This window comes from Paenibacillus albidus (assembly GCF_014644435.1).
Classification (GTDB): Bacteria; Bacillota; Bacilli; order Paenibacillales; family Paenibacillaceae; genus Paenibacillus_AQ; species Paenibacillus_AQ albidus.
The window spans coordinates 88,182-106,246 of the sequence record NZ_BMKR01000024.1; the positions used below are offsets into that span (position 1 = coordinate 88,182).

16 protein-coding genes, 1 rRNA gene and 1 riboswitch are annotated in these 18,065 nt (G+C 53.9%); of the genes, 1 reads left to right on the forward strand and 16 read right to left on the reverse strand.

Translation table 11 applies throughout. The features are described from left to right. Nucleotides 1-248: 248 nt before the first annotated feature. Nucleotides 249-803, forward strand: a complete 555-nt coding sequence (locus IEY53_RS23180) for a hypothetical protein (protein WP_189029251.1) — start codon at nt 249-251, stop codon at nt 801-803. Nucleotides 804-1,086: 283 nt separating this feature from the next. Here IEY53_RS23180 and purF read toward each other — a convergent pair whose 3' ends face one another. The 16 genes from purF to rrf all read right to left on the reverse strand — a co-directional run bounded on the left by purF (nt 1,087) and on the right by rrf (nt 17,898). After that, nucleotides 1,087-2,583 carry an amidophosphoribosyltransferase gene (purF, locus tag IEY53_RS23185; RefSeq protein WP_189029253.1) on the reverse strand — a complete coding sequence of 499 codons (1,497 nt, stop codon included), beginning with the start codon at nt 2,581-2,583 and terminating at the stop codon, nt 1,087-1,089. Further along, entirely contained in the window at nt 2,568-4,814 is a 2,247-nt protein-coding gene (gene purL / locus IEY53_RS23190; RefSeq protein WP_189029255.1) for a phosphoribosylformylglycinamidine synthase subunit PurL, read from the reverse strand. Before purL ends, purF begins: the two co-directional genes overlap by 16 nt. After that, on the reverse strand, nt 4,792-5,481 hold the full coding sequence (purQ, locus tag IEY53_RS23195; RefSeq protein ID WP_189029257.1) for a phosphoribosylformylglycinamidine synthase subunit PurQ: 690 nt from the start codon (nt 5,479-5,481) through the stop codon (nt 4,792-4,794). The genes purL and purQ overlap by 23 nt, the downstream gene beginning before the upstream one ends. A gap of 5 nt (nt 5,482-5,486) precedes the next feature. Further along, nucleotides 5,487-5,732, reverse strand: coding sequence for a phosphoribosylformylglycinamidine synthase subunit PurS (purS, locus tag IEY53_RS23200; protein WP_019913657.1), 246 nt, complete (start codon nt 5,730-5,732; stop codon nt 5,487-5,489). Nucleotides 5,733-5,805: 73 nt separating this feature from the next. Then, on the reverse strand, nt 5,806-6,699 hold the full coding sequence (locus tag IEY53_RS23205) for a phosphoribosylaminoimidazolesuccinocarboxamide synthase (RefSeq protein ID WP_189029259.1): 894 nt from the start codon (nt 6,697-6,699) through the stop codon (nt 5,806-5,808). A gap of 247 nt (nt 6,700-6,946) precedes the next feature. Further along, nucleotides 6,947-8,242: an adenylosuccinate lyase gene (gene purB, locus IEY53_RS23210; protein ID WP_189029261.1), complete on the reverse strand. Its 1,296-nt coding sequence runs from the start codon at nt 8,240-8,242 to the stop codon at nt 6,947-6,949. A 6-nt stretch (nt 8,243-8,248) separates the two neighbouring features. Continuing rightward, nucleotides 8,249-9,433: a 5-(carboxyamino)imidazole ribonucleotide synthase gene (purK, locus tag IEY53_RS23215; protein WP_189029263.1), complete on the reverse strand. Its 1,185-nt coding sequence runs from the start codon at nt 9,431-9,433 to the stop codon at nt 8,249-8,251. Then, on the reverse strand, nt 9,430-9,915 hold the full coding sequence (gene purE / locus IEY53_RS23220) for a 5-(carboxyamino)imidazole ribonucleotide mutase (protein WP_189029265.1): 486 nt from the start codon (nt 9,913-9,915) through the stop codon (nt 9,430-9,432). Before purE ends, purK begins: the two co-directional genes overlap by 4 nt. A gap of 202 nt (nt 9,916-10,117) precedes the next feature. Then, nucleotides 10,118-10,219, reverse strand: a riboswitch (purine riboswitch). 155 nt (nt 10,220-10,374) lie between these two features. Next, nucleotides 10,375-10,809, reverse strand: coding sequence for a universal stress protein (locus IEY53_RS23225; RefSeq protein ID WP_189029267.1), 435 nt, complete (start codon nt 10,807-10,809; stop codon nt 10,375-10,377). Between the two features lie 54 nt (nt 10,810-10,863). After that, entirely contained in the window at nt 10,864-11,127 is a 264-nt protein-coding gene (locus IEY53_RS23230; RefSeq protein ID WP_189029269.1) for a DUF1294 domain-containing protein, read from the reverse strand. A 92-nt stretch (nt 11,128-11,219) separates the two neighbouring features. Beyond that, nucleotides 11,220-12,452: an MFS transporter gene (locus IEY53_RS23235; RefSeq protein ID WP_229696300.1), complete on the reverse strand. Its 1,233-nt coding sequence runs from the start codon at nt 12,450-12,452 to the stop codon at nt 11,220-11,222. 68 nt (nt 12,453-12,520) lie between these two features. Continuing rightward, nucleotides 12,521-14,659 carry a DNA topoisomerase III gene (locus IEY53_RS23240; protein ID WP_189029273.1) on the reverse strand — a complete coding sequence of 713 codons (2,139 nt, stop codon included), beginning with the start codon at nt 14,657-14,659 and terminating at the stop codon, nt 12,521-12,523. A 120-nt stretch (nt 14,660-14,779) separates the two neighbouring features. Next, nucleotides 14,780-15,973, reverse strand: coding sequence for a DUF4179 domain-containing protein (locus tag IEY53_RS23245; RefSeq protein WP_189029275.1), 1,194 nt, complete (start codon nt 15,971-15,973; stop codon nt 14,780-14,782). Then, on the reverse strand, nt 15,948-16,535 hold the full coding sequence (locus IEY53_RS23250; RefSeq protein WP_189029277.1) for an RNA polymerase sigma factor: 588 nt from the start codon (nt 16,533-16,535) through the stop codon (nt 15,948-15,950). The genes IEY53_RS23245 and IEY53_RS23250 overlap by 26 nt, the downstream gene beginning before the upstream one ends. A 153-nt stretch (nt 16,536-16,688) precedes the next feature. After that, complete coding sequence (locus IEY53_RS23255) at nt 16,689-17,450, reverse strand: acyl-[acyl-carrier-protein] thioesterase (RefSeq protein ID WP_189029279.1); 762 nt, start codon at nt 17,448-17,450, stop codon at nt 16,689-16,691. Nucleotides 17,451-17,781: 331 nt separating this feature from the next. Further along, nucleotides 17,782-17,898, reverse strand: a 5S ribosomal RNA gene (gene rrf, locus IEY53_RS23260). Nucleotides 17,899-18,065 lie beyond the last annotated feature (167 nt).

Genomic DNA, 18,065 nt, shown 5'->3' on the forward strand with positions numbered 1-18,065 from the left:
CGGTAGAAATCCAAACCTAAAGGCGAACGCTGCCGCTTCTCCAGTTCCAAACTTCCCTTTCATAACTTCCAAACCACCGGCAGAACCTTACTGCAAGCCGCAGTACGCGCCTTGCACAGTGGGCAGTTAAGCCCTCGGCGCATTAGGCGAAGCCATGTGCCTCCCCAGCCAGCGAAGCGAGCCGTATTTGCGCAGCAAACAGGGCTGGAGCTTCGAGGGCTTGGGGTTTCCGCACTTGAAGCGAAGCCATGCGCTACCTTAGCCAGCGAAGCGAGCCGTATTTGCGCAGCAAACAGGGCTGGAGCTTCGCGGGCTTGGGGTTTCGGCGCTTGAAGCGAAGCCAAGCGCATTCCCAGCCAGCGAAGCGAGCCGTATTTGCGCAGCAAACAGGGCTGGAGCTTCGCGGGCTTGGGGTTTCCGCGCTTGGAGCGAGGCCATGCGCCTTCCCTGCCTGCGAAGCGAGCCGTATTTGCGCAGCAAACAGGGCTGGAGCTTCGAGGGCTTGGGGTTTCCGCGCTTGGAGCGAAGCCATGCGCCTTCCCTGCCTGCAAAGCGAGCTGCATTTGCGCAGCAAACAGGGCTGGAGCTTCGCGGGCTTGGGGGTTCCGCGCTTGAAGCGAAGCCAAGCGCCTTCCCAGCCAGCGAAGCGAGCCGTATTTGCGCAGCAAACAGGGCTGGAGCTTCGCGGGCTTGGGGTTTCGGCGCTTGAAGCGAAGCCAAGCGCCTTCCCAGCCAGCGAAGCGAGCCGCATTTGCGCAGCAAACAGGGCTGGAGCTTCGCGGGCTTGGGGTTTCGGCGCTTGAAGCGAGGCCATGCGCCTTCCCTGCCTGCGAAGCGAGCCGCATTTGCGCAGCAAACAGGGCTGGAGCTTCGCGGGCTTAAAGTGTAGACACGGCTTGCGGTAAGCCGCCGGGGCGCGGAGCGCCGTAGAGCGTGTCCCGCAGGGACAAAGCGGGAACCCGCACCCACGCCCGCTTAGCAAGTTAACACCAAACTCCTACCACCGAGCTTTCGGGTGGCCGGAGGGCAGCGCCCTCCGGAATCCCCCTTTGAAAGGGGGACTTAGGGGGATCGGCCCACAGTGGATCAGCACGAACAGCCGTCCTTCTCTTCCCCTCCAAAATCCACCTGCGTCGGATAATCGTTGTCGAAGCAGGACAGGCACAGCCCGCCTTTGTAATCGTTGCTGTTATAACCGCCGATAGAGGTGATCAGACCCTCAGGAGACAGGAACGCCAGAGAATCGGCGTTGATCTCCTCGCGCATCTCTTCGATGGTCTTGTAGGATGCGATCAATTCGCGGCGGTCTGGCGTATCAATGCCATAGAAGCAAGGATTCTTGAACGGCGGCGATGTAATCCGCACGTGGACTTCAGCGGCACCCGCTTCACGCAGCAGATTGACGATCCGGCGCGAAGTGGTACCGCGCACGATGGAGTCGTCAATCATGACGACGCGTTGGCCTTCAACGACGCGACGCACGGCGCTGAGCTTCATTTTGACACCTTGCTCGCGCAGCTCTTGACTGGGCTGGATGAAGGTCCGGCCCGTATATTTGTTTTTGATTAATCCAAGTTCATAAGGGATACCGGTCTGCTCCGCATAGCCGATGGCGGCGGAGATACTGGAATCCGGCACACCAGTGACGATATCGGCATCGACAAAAGCTTCCAGCGCCATCCGGCTTCCCATCCGCTTACGGGCGGAGTGGAGGTTAGAACCGTTCAGGTCACTGTCCGGACGGGCAAAATAGATATACTCCATAGCGCACAACGCCTTGCGTTTCGGTTCGGTGAACCGGTCTTCGCGCAGGCCGTCTTTGCCCAGCACGAGCAGTTCTCCCGGCTCAATGTCCCGTACCAGCTCGGCGCCAATCACTTCAAGAGCGCAAGACTCGGAAGCGAAGACATAAGCTTCGCCGACACGGCCCATCACCAATGGACGCAGACCATGCGAGTCCGAAGCGATCACCAGCTTGTCATTTGTCATCAGCATGAAAGCGAATCCGCCCACCAGCTGCTGCAGGGCTTCCTTAGCCGCTTCGACAAACTCCTTCGGCGAACGCGCAATCAGATGCGCCAGCACCTCGGTGTCGCTGGTCGTCTGAAAAATCGAACCGCTTTGCTCCAGCTGTTTGCGGATCAGCGGTTCGTTGACAATGTTACCGTTCGTAGCGATCGCCAGATCCCCGTCCCGGTATTTGAAGACCAGCGGCTGGGCATTGGTCAATCTGCTGTCGCCGCTGGTGGAGTAACGCACGTGGCCGATGGACATGTCGCCGACCAGTGAGGCGATTTTGTCCTTGTCAAAAACTTCCTTAACCAGTCCCATGCCGCGGTGGTAATTGAAGTCGCGGCCGTCTGCTACGCAGATGCCCGCGCTTTCTTCCCCCCGGTGCTGCAAGGCATGCAGCCCATAGTAGGACATGGACGCGGCTTCCGGGTGTCCGAAGACCCCGAAGACGCCGCATTCTTCTTTTAACGTATCAAAAATATCTCCCGAGCCCGTTCCTTCGTTGTAAAAGTCGCCGGTCCACAGGATAGGGGCAGCCTGCTCTTTCCCGGTCTTTATTTCATAAGACATGGAATGGCATCCTCCCAAACAGATTTAAGTTCTACTAAAGCTTCATCCAGTGCTTTTGTGCCGTCCAGGTTCACACGCAGCCGGTCACCGCCTACGGTTCCGATGATCTCCACCGGCACGCCGCCGGCAGCAATGACCGCCTTTAGCTCCTCGGCACGATCCGGTGCCGCAGTCAGTACAAGGCGGGATTGGCTCTCGCTGAACAGCGCCACATCACGGCGCAATCCGCCAGCAGAGAGATCCACATTCGCACCGATTCCGCCGCTGATGCAGCTCTCGGCCAAGGCCGCAGCCAGTCCGCCTTCGGACAAGTCATGCGCGGAGCGCACAAGGCCACTACGGATGGCACTGAGTGTGGCATCCAGCAGTTTTTTCTCCGTAGCGAGATCAAGTGCCGGTGGACGGCCTTCTGTTAAGCCATGCACGGCATATTGGAATTCGCTGCCGCCGAGTTCGGCATAGGTTGCACCCAGCAGGAGAATGGCGTCTCCCTCTTGTTTGAAGCCTTGCGTCGTAATATGATCTGTATCCTGCACCAGTCCGACCATGCCGACTACAGGTGTCGGATAGATGGCACCGGAAGCATTTTCGTTATACAAGCTGACGTTACCGCCGATTACCGGCGTCTCCAGTACCCGGCAAGCTTCCGCCATCCCATCTACCGCACGTTCCATTTGCCAGAAAATATCCGGTTTCTCCGGACTTCCGAAGTTCAGGTTATCCGTAATGGCCAGCGGCTCTGCTCCCGAACAGACAATGTTGCGCGCAGCTTCGCTGACCGCAATCCGTCCGCCCACTTCAGGGTCAAGATACACATACCGGCCGTTGCAGTCCGTAGTCATTGCCAGACCTTTGCGTGTACCCGGCACAGTCACTACAGCCGCATCCGAACCCGGACGAACCGCGGTGCTGGTCCGCACCATGTAATCGTATTGGTTGTAGACCCATGCTTTGCTCGCCACGGTTGGCGAACCCAGGATCGTACGCAGCGCGCCGCCCAGATCCGTCACTTCGTCGTAACGCAGCGTATCTACCTTGGCATTCTCTTCATAGTAAGCAGGAACTGCCGAAGGCTTATCGTACACTGGACACTCATCCACCAGTGCTGTTACCGGCATATCACCAACCACTTCACCGTGATGGAACAGCTTCAGGCGGCCGTCATCCGTTACCTTGCCCACTTTGCAGCAAATGACGCCCCAACGGTCAAAAATCTCCTGCGCCTGTGCCTCATCCTTCGGCTCAACCACGAACAACATACGTTCCTGCGATTCTGACAGCATCATTTCGTAAGGCGTCATGCCTTCTTCACGCTGCGGCACCTGGTCCAGATACAGCTCCAGCCCGTTGCCCGCTTTGCTGGCCATTTCGGCACTGGAGCAGGTAAGACCCGCTGCGCCCATATCCTGAATCCCGACAACGATGCCGCTGTCGATCAGTTCCAGACAGGACTCCATGACGAGCTTCTCCATAAACGGATCGCCGACCTGTACAGCCGTCCGATTGGCTTCCGATTCCTCGCTCAGCTCCACGGAGGCGAAGGTTGCGCCGTGAATTCCGTCGCGTCCAGTAGGCGGACCTACGTAGAACACCGGATTGCCTACACCTTTGGCGACACCACGCTGGATTTTATCATGATCGATCAACCCTACACACATCGCGTTTACGAGTGGATTACCGTCATAGCTGTCGTCGAACATAATTTCGCCGCCGACGGTTGGAATCCCGATACAGTTGCCGTAACCGGCAATCCCGGATACCACATGCTCGAACAGATATTTGACCCGGTCACTCTCCAGCTTGCCGAAACGCAGGGAATTGAGAATGGCCACCGGTCTCGAACCCATAGAGAAAATATCACGGATAATTCCGCCCACTCCTGTGGCTGCCCCCTGAAAAGGCTCAACCGCGGAAGGGTGGTTATGGCTTTCGATTTTGAACACAACCGCCTGGTTATCCCCGATATCGACAATTCCCGCACCCTCGCCCGGTCCCATCAGAACACGTGGTCCAGTAACCGGGAAGCGGCGCAGCAGCGGCTTGGAGTTCTTATAGGCACAGTGCTCAGACCACATCACACTGAATACGCCAATCTCTGTATAGTTCGGGAGGCGTCCCATGAAAGAGGTAATCAGCTCATATTCGCTGTCCGACACGCCAAATTGACTGTAGATCTTCTGTTCCTTGATTTGTTCTGCGGTCGGTTCCTTAACGGATACTTGCTGCGCCATGACGATCCCTCCATGTCTTGAGAATTGATGTGAACATCCGTTTGCCGTCTTCCGAACCAAGCAAGCTGTTCGCCGCACGTTCCGGGTGAGGCATCATGCCCACGACATTGCCTGCCACGTTGCTGACCCCGGCAATGTCGGCTACGGAGCCGTTCGGATTGTCGCTATAAGTGAATACGATCTGATTGTTTGCTTTGAGCTGTGCCAATGTCTCTTCATCGCAATAATAGTTCCCTTCGCCGTGTGCAATCGGAATCACAATCTCTTCATCCTTAGCGTAATCAACAGTAAACGGGGTTGTATTATTAACAACCTTAAGCACGGAATCATGACAGCGGAATTTCATCGACATGTTGCGGCGCAGTGCACCAGGCAGCAGTCCCGCTTCCGTCAAAATCTGGAATCCGTTGCAGATGCCCAGTACAAATTTCCCTTGCTCCGCAGCCTTGGCTACTTCAGCCATGACTGGAGCGAATCTGGAAATGGCGCCGCAGCGCAGATAATCACCATAGGAAAAGCCACCCGGAACGAGAATGCAATCATAGGCAGACAGGTCCGTCGCCGTATGCCACACATAATCAACGGGTTCGCCTAGCGTCTCTTCAACTGCTTTGTAGCAGTCGATATCACAATTGGAACCTGGGAAGACAAGTACCGCAAATTTCATGACGTTTAGTCCTCCAATTCGTAGCGGTAATCCTCGATCACCGTGTTGGCCAGCAGCTTCTCGCACATTTCCTTCAGGCGGCCTTCCGCTTCAGCGCGGTTGTCCGTATCCAAAGTCAACTCCATATACTTACCGATACGCAAGGATTCCACTTCCTGAAATCCTACCGAATGCAGTGCCCCTTGCACGGCTACACCTTGGGGATCGAGCACGCTTTTCTTGATGGTGACATACACAGTCGCTTTTAACATACGCTTGTAGTTCCTCCTAAAGGGTTCATTTATCTGAAAATGTAAGAATTATATTTCAAGAAGGGCTGCTTGCCTACACCAGAGTCTTGCCGGTAAGACGATGATAAATATCCAGATAACGACGGGTTGTTTCTTCCACCACTTCGCTTGGAAGCGGGTCAGGCATGCTGTTCTTATCCCAAGAGGAGGCGGACAGGTACGTTCTCACCGGCTCTTTGTCCATGCTGTCAATCTCAATATCGAGTGCGTATTTATCTTTGGCCCAGAAGCGGGAAGCATCCGGCGTAAAAATTTCGTCAATCAGAATCACCTTGCCATCCAGCAGTCCGAATTCAAACTTGCAGTCCGCCAGGATAATACCATGTTCAGCGCAATAGTCTTTGGCAAAAGCGAACAGCTTCAGGCTCTTCTCCTTCAGCTCTAGTGCCAGGTCTGCACCAATCAGCTCCTGCATTTGCTCGAATGGGATATCCTCGTCGTGGCCGACATCATTTTTGGCAGCCGGAGTGAAGATCGGCTCGGCCAGCAGCGCATTTTTGCGCAGGCCTTGCGGCAGCTCAATGCCGTTGACCTTGCCGGTCTCCTCATATTGTCTCCAGCCTCCGCCGGTAATACAACCACGCACCACACATTCGATATCAATACGCTCGGCTTTGCGGACGACCATGATGCGGTTCTTGAGGGCTTCCCGGTCCTTCACAAGGTCTCCAAGCTGATCCACGTCGATATGCACGACATGATTCTCGATCAGCTCTTGCGTCTTGCCGAACCAGAACGCGCTTAGACGGTTGAGCACATTGCCTTTCTCCGGCACTGCGGGGTCCAGCACATAGTCGAAGGCGGATATCCGGTCCGTCACGACGATCAGTACATGTTCCCCCAAATCGTACAGCTCACGAACCTTTCCTTTATAGAGCAGCGGCGCATTTACAAGTTCCACGGCTGTGGATATGGCCGGTGATGTCATGACCTTTCCTCCCTTGAACTAATGATCTTCTTAATAAGAAGCCGGTCTAAAGGAAGCAACTCCGAGAAATATTTGGACTTCCGATCGCTGTTATGGTCATATTTCCTGATTGAACCGCTTCTCGCGGTAGAAATCTGACCATAAAGGCGAACGCTAACGCTTCTACAGTTCCAAAATTTCTCTGCGTCACTTTTTATCCAGCCTTATATTTATGAACACGTTCCTTAGTTCACCAATTTCCGCACCTTTAGATGAGCTCAAGCTTGCGGAAGATGGTGTCGACATGCTTCAGATGCCAGGACGGGTTGAACGCATCCTCGATCTCTTCCGTACTCAGGACGCTGGTGATTTCAGGCGTAGCTTCAACGATGTCACGGAATTGGGTTTGCTCTTCCCAAGCCTGCATCGCACGCGGCTGCACGGTGTCGTACGCTTGCTCGCGGCTCATGCCTTTGTCGATCAGCTTGGTCAGGATACGGCCCGAGAATGGCACGCCGAACGTGCGGTTCATATTGCGTTTCATATTCTCAGGGAAGACGGTCAGGTTCTTCACGATGTTACCGAACCGGTTTAGCATGTAATTCAGCAGCATGGTCGCATCCGGCAGGATGATCCGTTCCACTGAGGAATGCGAGATATCGCGTTCATGCCAGAGCGGCACGTTCTCATAAGCAGTGACCATGTGGCCCCGGATCACGCGGGACAGGCCGGAGATGTTCTCGCAGCCGATCGGGTTGCGTTTATGCGGCATGGCGGACGACCCTTTTTGACCCTTGGCAAAAGCTTCTTCCACTTCGCGGATCTCACTCTTCTGAAGGGCACGAATTTCGGTCGCGAACTTGTCCAGGGAGGTGGCGACCAGTGCCAAAGTGGCCATATATTCGGCGTGACGGTCACGCTGCAAGGTCTGGGTGGAAATTGGAGCCGGGCTGGTACCCAGCTTGCGGCAGACGAATTCTTCCACGGACGGATCGATGTTGGCATAGGTGCCGACTGCGCCGGAGATTTTGCCGAACTGTACACCATCCGCCGCACGGCGGAAACGCTCCAGGTTGCGCTTCATCTCTTCGTACCAAAGCGCCATCTTCAGGCCAAAAGTAGTCGGCTCGGCATGTACGCCATGCGTACGGCCCATCATCGGAGTATCTTTATAGGCAATCGCCTTGTCTTTGAGAATTTCAATGAAATTGAGGATGTCTTTCTCCAGAATCTCATTCGCTTGACGCAGCAGGTAGCCCAGCGCCGTATCCACAACGTCCGTGGAAGTCAGGCCGTAGTGGACCCATTTGCGTTCCGCCCCAAGACTCTCGGAGACCGCGCGGGTAAAAGCAATGACATCATGTCGCGTTTCCAGTTCGATTTCATTGATGCGGTCAATATCAAACTTTGCATCCTTGCGCAGCTTGGCCGCATCTTCATGCGGGATGACTCCCAGCTCGGCCCAGGCTTCACAAGCGCACAGTTCTACTTCCAGCCACGCGTTGAATTTATTCTCTTCGGTCCAAATGGCCCGCATTTCCGGTCTGCTGTAACGTTCGATCATAAGTGGTCAATGCCTCCAAAGGTTAGTTTGCTCTACCCAGGACAATCCGTCTCCGGTATCCTTGCAGAGCAGGTTGATGTGGCCCATTTTGCGGCCAGTTTTGCTTTCGGTCTTGCCATATATATGAAGCTTAGGGACAACCCCCAGCTTGTTAGCTTCTTCATCATTCCTGTAGACAATACTCACGGCCCGATCCAGATGCTCGCCCAGCACGTTCACCATCACCACCGGTGTCACCAGCGAAGTGTCGCCCAGCGGCAGATTGCAGATTGCCCGCACATGCTGCTCGAACTGCGAGGTGACGCAGGCATCCATCGTATAGTGCCCGGAATTATGCGGCCGGGGTGCCAGCTCATTTACGAACAGCTCCCCGTCTTCCGTCACGAACAGCTCTACGGCCAGCAGTCCTACAGCATCCAGTCCGGCAATCAGTGTCTCGGCCAGCTCACAGGCCCGGCGCTGAATGTCTTCCGGCACTCTTGCCGGCACAATGGACAGGTGCAGGATGTTGTCCACGTGGATGTTCTCCGCCGGCGGGAAGCTTTTGACCTCGCCGGAGGCGCTGCGGGCAGCCACTACAGAAATTTCGCAGCGGAAAGCGACGAATTTCTCCAGCACCAGCTCCGGCGCTGCTACACCGGCAGCCACCTGTGTGAAGGCGGCTTCCAGCTCTTGAGCTTCGCGGATGACGGCTTGTCCCTTGCCGTCATAGCCCCCTGTGGCGGTCTTCAGCACACAGGGCAGGCCCAGGTCGGCAGCGGCAGCGGTTAACTCCGCCAGGCTGCCGACCTTCCGGTACGGGGCAACGGGCACGCCCGCCGCCTCGATAGCGGCTTTCTCGCGTAAGCGGTGCTGCGTAGTGTACAGCAGCGCGCTGCCCTGGGGCACGTACGATTCCTCCGCCAGCAGCGCGGCTACGCCTGCGTCGACGTTCTCGAACTCGTACGTGATGACGTCGCTGCGACGCGCCAGCTCGCGCGCCGCCTCGCGGTCATTGTACGCCGCCGTAATCTGCGGCGTTACCTGCCCGCAGGGCGCTTCCGGCGCAGGGTCCAGCGCCACGAAGCGGTACCCCATGGCGCTGCCGGCCAGCGCCAGCATGCGCCCGAGCTGCCCGCCGCCGAGCAGGCCAACGGTGGCTCCAGGCAGCAGCTTCCGCGGCTCCGCGCCGCCAAGCTCCCTCAGACTCATAAGCTGTCGCTGCTTTCCAGCACTTCGTCACGGATAGCGTCACGGCGCTGCTGTGCCCGGCGCTGCACCTCAGGGTCGAACGCGCCGATGATTTGCGCCGCCAGCAAGGCCGCATTGATCGCACCCGCGCGCCCAATGGCTACCGTCGCTACCGGAATGCCGCCCGGCATCTGCACGATCGAGAGCAGGGAGTCGAGGCCGTTCAGCGCCTTCGACTGCACCGGCACACCGATTACGGGCAGTATAGTCTTGGCTGCTACCATGCCGGGCAGGTGCGCGGCTCCGCCAGCGCCTGCAATAATGACGCGGATGCCGCGGTCCGCCGCTTCCTCCGCGTAGCTGAACATCAAATCCGGCGTACGGTGGGCAGATACTACCTTTTTCTCATAGGACAAACCCAGCTCTTCCAGCACCGTACACGCATGCTCCATCGTTTCCCAATCCGATTTGCTGCCCATGATGACAGCGACCTGCACAGACATGTTTCGACCTGCCTTTCGCTTCGGTTATAAATGTAGTCTCCCTAAATCTCGAAAAAAAAGCCCGATTTCCAAACGCATACTGCTGCGGGAGATCGGACTGCTTCAGGAACAGGGGACAGCTGTCCCGCATGCCCCTTAAGCTAAGCCTGGCATCACGTGACCTGCGCACGGGCGCTCCGGGAACCGGCGCAGCACCATGGCATACTATCTATCTGTTCCTCGTAGTCCGGTAATTTACGGTTCCCGGGTAGAGACTTCCGGGCCATATCCCCGGCTTTATACGAGTTGCTCATGATATCAGTTTAACAATGCCCTACACAGGATGTCAACTTAAACACGAACATTGTTAAATCTACCAGTTTAAACGTTCGCTTTTGGAGCGGTTTGTAGCGGTATCTTGCCATAACCTGCTATTACAAAAAAGGGGAACGCCGTCAGCGTTCCTCTCCCCAAGCTTTATTATTTTACGACCAGCACCGGAATCCGTGCGCTCTGGACCACATTGTGGCTGACGCTGCCCAGAACAAATTCACGAATTCCCCCAAGTCCACGGCTGCCGATGACAATAACATCTACGGCCTGCTGCTTGGCATAGCTTAGAATCACTTCTGCAGGCGAACCCTGCAGCAGCTCCACAACAGCGTTCACGCCTTCGGCTGCAAGACGGCTCTTCACTTCCTCTGTCGTCTGAACCGCCAGATCATAATACTCCTTGTTCACCGAAGCCGGCAGCGGTGCGAGTGCCTCCCCGATAAAAAAGCGGGGGAATTCAAAGGCATGTACAACGTGCAGAGTAGAATCCGGTTTGACTTTAGCCAGTTCAATGGCCCGCTCCAAGGCCTGATTCGAAGCCTTTGAACCGTCATAGGCGAGTAAGATTGTAGAGAATAACATGTACGCCACCTCTTTTTCTGCTAGTGTATTGTAATCAAGGAATCTATGAAGCCATCATTGTAAAAAATAACCGTACAGCAGGACATTCAACAGCAGCAGCAGCGGAATACCGATCCGGAAAGACATATGCCGCGTCTTGTGGCGCTTGCGGTACATGGCAATCAGCACTCCAAGCGCACCGCCCATCGCTGCCAGCAGGAACAGGGTCTTCTCCGGCACACGGTCACGCCGCTTGCGGGCCTTGTTCTTGTCCTCAGACATCACCACATATCCGATAATATTGATAACCACGAACCACAACATGACAATCTGGGCCATTCCCGACGGCTCCTCCTCCTTGCACTATCTGCCTCTATTATATTACTCTTTCAGGCAAAAACCAACAAATGCCTCGCCCCGCTTGCCTGCCTTTACTGTGTTCTTCCTCCCGAGGCGGAGGTATCCTTTATCCAAAGCCAGGATAAAGCAGCAGCAAGCAAAGCGGCAACGGCCCCGAGCCAGAATCCGCCCGTCAGTCCATACCTTGAGCTCATCCAGCCTGCCGCAAACGGTCCTCCCGACATGCCTATCGCATATACCGCCTGATAGAATCCCATCGCCGTTGCCCGTTTGAAGGGAGCAACGCCAGAGACCGATTTACTAAGCAGAAGCGGGAAAATCAACCCCTGCATAAACCCGTTTCCAATCTGTGTCGCACACAGTGCTCCAAGTGTTGGCATGGACGGAATGAGCAGGGTGAACACTGCACTTCCAGCAAAACCCAAGATTAGTGTCCACCGCTCTCCCACCAGCCTGCCAAAAAAACGGGCCCCATACAGCGTCGCCACCGCATGCGGAATCATAAATGACAGGGTCAGCCAGCCGAGACTTTCTTTGCTTGCTCCAATATGCAGCGCCTGGCTAGGTGTATACCCGAACATTGTAATGAACAGCACACAGTGTGCAAGCACCGACAGCAAGGATACCTTGACCAGCAGCGGCTCTTTGACAACTACGGCCAAATCCTTGAGCTGTATGGCCTGCCTCTGCTCAGACTTTGGTTCAGGCAGCCGGAAAGCCAGCCCGAGTGCGCCAATCGCTACGATTCCACCGATCAGGAACGGAGCACCCCAACCCCAGTGCTCTGCGATATACCCGCTGAGCATCATGCTGCTGAGCTGTGCGATGACCGTAGTAAACTGCAGCATACCCATGGCTTTGGCAGCTTCCTCTTTGGGGAAATACCCCGCAAACATCACCGTATACACAACCCACGCAGATGCTGCAATGCCGGATACGGCCCGGGCAGCCAGCGCCCATCCGGGACTTGCCCCCCAGAGGAACAGGAAGCAGCTTACCGCTGTGGCGATGAGCCCAAGGTAGATAAAGGGGCGTCTCCGCTTCATATAATCCGAGCCCATGCCCAGCGGCAGCCGGAACAAAATTTGCATCAGCCCATATACACCCAGCACCATGCCCACCATCATATAGGAAGCACCCAGATGCTCCACATAGGGTGAGAGCACGGGAACATAAATATAAGAAGAGAACCAGAACAAAAATACGATAGCCAAAAAGAATAACCGGCTCTCTCCCCTGCTTTGTGGGCTTTCTGCCGATTTCAACGTATCTGACTGCTGCTGAACTGTCACTTCATCCCCCACTTTATTACCAATATTACAATCGCCTGTCATCTCTCCGAAAGCTAACCCAACATGACATCCAGGAGCCGTCAGCTGTTATCTTTTTTGGCTTCCAGCGCAGCCTTCAGCAGTTCTCCCAGGTTCGAGCCGATACTCTCGGTCTTGCTGTACTGCTGCACCAGCTTCTGTTGCTCACGTTTGTTTACATGTTTATGATCTTTGTCCATAGTCTCGGTGATCCCGCAGCCAAGGCACTGCACGAACATTCCGGCCTTGCCCTCTTTCAGCTCCATTTTTTTATGGCACTGCGGACAGCGGCGGTTCGACAAGCGTTTCTCTCCTGCACGGGTATAGCCGCAGCTCTCCGCCGGGCAGACCAGCATCTTGCCGCGTTTGCTCTTTTTCTCCAGCAGCCTGGTGCCGCATTCCGGGCAATGACTGTTCGAGACATTATGCGGCTTATACTCCGCAGCACTCGTCTTTACGCCGGATACCAAATCTTGCGCCATAGTGCGGATGCCTTGCAGGAACGGCTCGGGTTTGCCTTGCCCGCGGGCAATCTTCTCCAGCTCCGCTTCCCAGCGTGCCGTCAGATCCGGCGTGCGCAGCTGCGCGGATACCAGACCAATCAGCTGCTTGCCTTTACCGGTTGGATGCAGCAGATTACCTTGACGTTCGATGGTGTCGGAACTTACCAGCTTCTCGATAATATCCGCACGTGTAGCCGGTGTGCCTAACCCATGTTTCTCCATTTGCGTCAGGAGCGTTGCTTCATTATAACGCTTAGGCGGCTGTGTGCGGCCAGCTTTCACAATACAGCGCTGGATCGTGACGTTTTCGCCTTCCCGCAGCTCCGGCAGCTTCACACTTCCTGCTGCGGGTTCCCCTGCTGCATTCTCTTCCTCATCGTCAGTACTCATATCACCGCCGTATACCTCGCGCCAGCCGGCATCTTTGACCGTGGTCCCTTTGACATGGAAGCTCTCACCATCCACTTGTACGGTTACAGCTACCGCATCATAACGGGCCGGAGGGTAGAACAAGCTGATGAACCGTCTTACTATCAGATCGTACAGCTTGCGTTCCTCCGTACTCAGGCCGTTCAGCAGCACCGTCTGCTCCGTAGGGATAATCGCATGGTGATCACTGACCTTACTGTCATCCACAATCCGTTTGGTCATCGGCAGCGGCTTGCGCAGCAGCGGACGGGCCAGAGCGGCATAGGGTCCTACAGCCACACTGTCCAGCCGTTCCTTTAACGTACCGGTCATATCGGAAGTCAAATAACGGCTGTCAGTACGCGGGTAAGTCACCAGCTTGTGCTGCTCATAGAGACGCTGCAGCAGATTGGAGGTTTGCTTGGCCGAGAAGCCATATTTTTTGTTGGCATCCCGCTGCAGCTCCGTTAAGTCGTAAGCCAGTGGATGCGGCTCGCTTTTTTCACTTTTCTGCACCTTCGCGATCCGTCCATTGCGGCCGGTCAGTCTCTCGCTTAGCTTCGCCGTCTTTTCCTTCTCAAAAATCCGCCCGTCACCGCTCCCCGCTCTCCAGCCCGCCTGAAAGCTGCCGAAATCGGCCGTAAGTGTCTCGAAATCCTGTGACCGGAAACCCGTAATTTCGTCTTCACGATCCATAATCATCCCAAGCGTTGGCGTCTGCACCCGGCCTGCGGACAGTGGAGCCCCGAATTTGCAAGTAAGCGCCCGGGTCACATTAAGCCCGATCATCCAATCCGCCTCCGCCCGGCAGCGCGCAGACTCATACAGCCGGTCATAGTCCTTACCCGGCCGCAAAGCCGCAAAACCTTCTTTGATCGCCTTATCCGTCTGCGAGGAGATCCACAGCCGCCGGAACGGCTTTTTCCAGCCTGCCATCTGGATAATCCAGCGTGCCAGCAGTTCGCCTTCCCGCGCCGCATCCGTCGCCACAATCAACTCACCGACATCCTGCCGCTTCATCAGATGCTGGACCGCCTTATACTGCTGGCTGGTCTCCCGAAGTACCTTTAGCCTCGCCTTTTCCGGCAGAATCGGCAGATCCTCCAGCGCCCAAGTGGCGTATTTATGATTATAATCCTCAGGCTCCGCCAGTCCGACCAGATGACCAAGCGCCCATGTCACAATATATTGTGGACCTTCCAGATAACTTTTCTGCTTCTCCCGGCACCCCAGCACTCGCGCAATTTCCCGCGCTACCGAAGGTTTCTCTGCCAATACCAATGCTTTCATAGCTCTCTCCTTTCCACACTCATATAATTATACCATGCCTTATTCAAGTAACAGACCAAAAAGACCCCACCCTCCACGTTGCAAAGTGAAGAATGGGGCGTTTATTGTTAACAGAAACATCTATGGGATTTGAATCGTCTGTTCCAACTCTGTAATGTATGTCTTTATCATCTGACCCTTAGCGTCTTCAAGGACCTTAAGGTTTTTGTCAAAAGTTAATGTGTAAGGCTTCACGGTAATAGACGTTGGGGTTACCGCAAAAGGATCATAGGACTCATCTACAATAGGATGCTGTAGCCCAGCTATCGGAATAACGCCGTGATTCCCGCCTTTAACGGCCACTCCGTCCTGATCGACAATTTCATAGTATACGGCGGAAGGGCTGTAGTCGCCGGTCTGTTCGGACGAATACGGAACTGCACCCTTGCTGTGAATAATCAGCCGGCTCGCTGCCGGGGTCAACTCCAGCTTTTTCACCGTGTAGCTGAATTCTCCCTTTGTCTTCGTTTGGTCCAGATCCAGTCGGATGATACCTTCGGTCACCTTCTTCACCGGTACCTTAAATACAAAAGGTTCAGCGATTTGGGCAACTTCCACACTGACGCTCAGCTCAAATTCATTTCCTAACGCATCGGTATTCAGCAATTTCTTAGCGTCAAATAACATGGTGTTCCTTTTCCCCTCAATATCGCCTGTACTTGTGTTTCCAGATTGTACTTCTTCTCCACTCGGCAACTTAACTACAGGGATACCCAGCAGACCTTTAACAGACTGATCCAGCTCAGATCGAGATCCCTTGACTTCTTTGACCGACGGATCGAACTTAATTGGCTTTGGAATTATCTTGCCTACCACCTGTTCATTATCAATACCTTCTCGCTCGAACGCGATGGCCAGGCGCGTCCCGTCATAATAAACGTCGGTAACCTTCAAAGTCACTCCATCATGGGTGACACTCTGATTAGGAGCGGTGGATAATCCTTTGTCACCTGCGGTGCTTAGACCACGGTCTTCCGTAATTTTGAACACACTGCCTACAATAGGAATCTGTCTAATTGTATCTGCCCATGCGGGTGAGATAAAACCTGTTGCAATCACAACCGTCCCTAATACTGCTGCTGCGGATACAGCAACTAAGGTTTTCTTAATTATCTTGCTTCTGCGTCGTGCCTTTTTTCGGCGTTCCATGTCCATCTCTCCGATCTGATTCATAATTTGGGAACTGTAGCTATCTTTCGGCATTGCCTGATTTCGAAGGGTTTGGCGAATATCATCCATTTTTTGGCTTTCAGTTCGATTTTGCCATTGTTTCATGGCTTCTCCCTCCTTCGTTCGTTCTTTGCTGAACCAACTTTTTGCGCAGTCGTTCGTACTTTTTTCGTAGAGAGGCCGGTTTGCATTCCATAATCTGGCCCATCTCCTCAAAGCTGTACTGCTCTACAACCTTGAGAATCAGGAGATTGCTCTCCTCCGGTGTTAGTTGATCCATGAACAACGACTCTACGGGATTCTCCAGGCCGGGATCCATGTAAGCTCTGGGCTGCTGCTGTTTATACAAGGATAACAAGCGGATGCGACGTTTACGTTTACGGATCTGATCGAGACAATGATGGTAAGCCACTTTATACAACCAGGCAGAAAAAGACACCTTTTTCTCATAACGCCCCAGTTCCTTGTAGACTTTCACAAAAACATCCTGGACCGCGTCTTCCGCCTCTTCCCGGCTTTTCAGAATGTAATAGCAATACGTATAGATTTGCCTTTCAAAAACATGAATGATCGTTCTGAAGGCTTCACGGTCGCCTGTACGCACCTTATCTACTGCTTCATCAATCAGTCCTGGATAATTTTTGGCCCCGGGGTCTTCACGTTCCAAAGAATCACCTCCTTTTAGACTGCTTACACCTGTATAACGCTTGTTGTCCTTTCATTCGTGACAACCCGCAAAAAAAGCGGCCGGCTCCGTCATCCCCGGAGTACCGCCGCTATTTAAAGTTTATCAAAGCCACGTATCTGTAACTCTGATCGATTACTCTGCCTCTTTTTCTAATCCAAGTTCCACGCAGGCTTCAAAAAACACCTTCTCCCCATTTTGCCCACGTATGAATATCCCTTCCGGGGTCACTTGGCTCCTCATGATCTGAATGGCTTCATCAAATATAGCTTCCTGTATATAACTAATCCGAAAACGCCTTTGTTCCATCTGCTCCCATTCTTCCAGTGTCAGCACATCGGAACACAAATCTCCGTAACGCGCATTGTTCAAGTGACCGTTGTTATCCAGGCCGCTGTAGCGCACCTTGTAGGGGTAGGCTTCCTCCATAGGAAGTTGTGGAGGAACCCGTAGCTTTTCCGGTATCCCCCCTACTGAATCCCCGTCATAATGTGTTACCTTTACCGGGAGTGCGCTGGGACGGAGGATCTTACGCTCCGCAATATCCACAAGCACCCAGATGGAACGTGCGGATGCAATTTCCACCTTATTACTGTCGAAGATCCGGTAATCCCGTTGCCACATTGCCCCCTTGGTTCCTTTACTCCAGGTATAAATAGTCAAGAGATCATTCGGCCGTGGCATCTGCTTAAGCTGAAGATCCAGAGTAATCAGCATCCAGCCCATTCCAGCTTCCATCATCTTCTCCAGACTTAGGCCAAGTCCACTGACCGCTGAATCCGCTGCACGTTGCATGATATCCAACAAGAAAGATAATTTCCCCTTTGAACGGTAATCTGTATCACTGGTATGTACGCTATATTGGGATATCCACAACCCCTGATCCTTATTATTCATAAATGTGCCCCCTATATCTCTTACTATATCAACCTTCACAGAGTGTATCCACATTTCCGCCTCTTCTATCCACAAGATTTGGGGAGAAGTTTTAAAATGCTGTAATTCTATCCACATGTTAGTAAGTTTTCGAAATCACAGATTTACGCCAGACTTACCCACAAGATAGACTAAAGTTATACACACAAGAAGAAACGGCTTCGCCGTCCTCTGGAAGAGGAGGGTATCCGTTTCTCGTAGAAATATAAGACTGATTTATGGCGTAAACATATAAATCCTTATATTTTAACAAAAAAAGCCACTGTTGATTACTCAACAATGGCTTCCTCGTGCTTGGCGACGTCCTACTCTCCCAGGACCCTTCGGTCCAAGTACCATCGGCGCTGGAGGGCTTAACGGTCGTGTTCGGGATGGGTACGTGTGGAACCCCTCCGCTATCGCCACCAAACGGGCATTTGCGGTGCAAATGCATAATTCAGGTCTCAGCATTGCCAAATGCTGAAAACAATATCTTCTCCTTGCAATCACTTGGATTGTAAAGTTTAGATCTTGATTCCTGAAAACTGAATCCGAATCGAATTTGCGTTCTATATTTATTTGGATAAGCCCTCGACC